At 41.1% G+C, this 1695-nt stretch carries 1 protein-coding gene; it reads right to left on the reverse strand.

Annotated elements, in window-relative coordinates; all coding sequences use genetic code 11:
- Positions 1-1650, reverse strand: a 1650-nt coding sequence (locus tag ACYVRA_RS06395; RefSeq protein WP_461251916.1) for a PAS domain-containing protein, incomplete at its 3' end; no start/stop codon positions are given.
- Between the last annotated feature and the right edge of the window lie 45 nt (positions 1651-1695).

A 1695-nucleotide genomic window follows, 5' to 3' on the forward strand; every position in this document is an offset into this window, starting at 1 on the left:
CGGCGATTTTACCGTTTCAAAAAGACGCTTAACGCCGTCGGCGCAATACAGCCATTCCTCAACCGCTATCCGCCGTTCTTCTTTTATAAACCTGTTATCAACTTCATTAATAATCTCCGCCTCTTTTTCGGAGCAATCCAAAACATATTGATCATTTTTTCCAAGCACGTCATCCGCGTTTTTGCCGAACATATCCGCCATGTAATTGTTGCACAATGTATATTTAAAATCCAAATCCTTGCAGAATACCGCGTCGGGAAGGGAATCTATCATTGTTTTTAGCAATGTGGTCTGGAACGCTATTTCCCTTTCCAGAGCCTTGCGCTGGCTAATATCGCGCATAATAGTAATTAACCCCGTAACAATGCCATCTTGTATAATCGGAGATTTAACCGTTTCAAAAAAACATAATTTTCCGTTTGAAGGCGAGGCGATTTTTTGCTCATAACTAATTGTCCGTTCTTCATCCATTACAGTTTGTTCTGTATTATTAATCCTATCCGTATCACTGGAAGAGAACCATCCGCCGTCTTTGTTAGTCATGCCCAGAATATCCGCTTCACGTCTGCCTATTAATTCTTCATAGGACTTGTTACATTGCACATATCTGAAATTTTTATCCTTGCAAAACAGGGCGTCGGGAATTGAATTTATTACCGCTCTAAGTTTGGAGGTCTCGAATGAAAGATCGAATGTCCGTTCTTTTACCATGCTTTCCAACTGTCTGCCGGCGTTTCTGCTTCTTATAAAAAGAATTGACACTAGGGAAAGCATGAAGAAAATCATAATTGACATTCCTATAAGCCATGATCGTTGGGCGGCTACCGACTTAACCCTGTAATCATAAGTTCTGTTCATCCACTGGTTTGAAATATTATTTATATTGATAAGGCTAATGGCTTTATCGACAATTGACTTTAGAACGGCTGCATCCTTGTTAAAACCGAGTGTTGAGTAAAATTCATGATCGAATAATAAATTAAGTTTAAAGCCCGCTTCTTCCCTGTAGTTGGTATAAATAATCAGTCTGCGCCTGCTTGCGAAAATTGTGTCTGCTTCGCCGCTTCTTAACGCGTCCCAAACTTCTTCCTGAGTTTCATATTCGGTATAATTCCTGTGGTCGGGAAACATTTGTTTAAACAAATCCGCATAATGGCTTTTTTTTCGGAGGGCGACGCGTAAAAAATAAACTTCGCCTATATCAATGTTGTGAAAATCAGATTTGGTTATAAACGCGTAATTGTCAGTTAAAATCGGAGTTTCCGCCCAAAGAAAATGGCCTTCATTCTCTTTTGCCCGGAACAGTTCTGACAGTATCATAGCGTCGCCGTTTTCAAGCATGGCGTTTAATTCATACGTTTGCGTACTGGGGCTGTTGATGGGGTCAAATACAAGCCCGGTAATAAGATTTGTGATTTCATCCAGCGCGTCAAAGAAAATTCCCTCCCATTTATTTGCGCGGGTGTCGTAAAAACTAATCGGGTAATTGTTAAACTCGGCGGCTACGGGGATTCGCGGATGCTCTGTAATGTATAAGCGCTCCTCTTCCGTAAGAAGCGATTGCATCTTGTTTACCAGATATTGCTGATGCCCTCTTTTTTGCAGCCCGGCAAGGTACTCAAGAACGTCATTACGTCTCGCCTTATTCATGACGGAGATTATTGGAAGAAATTCCTCTTTTTTTGCCGTCAGACA

The sequence above is a fragment of the Treponema sp. R8-4-B8 genome (assembly GCF_054786175.1).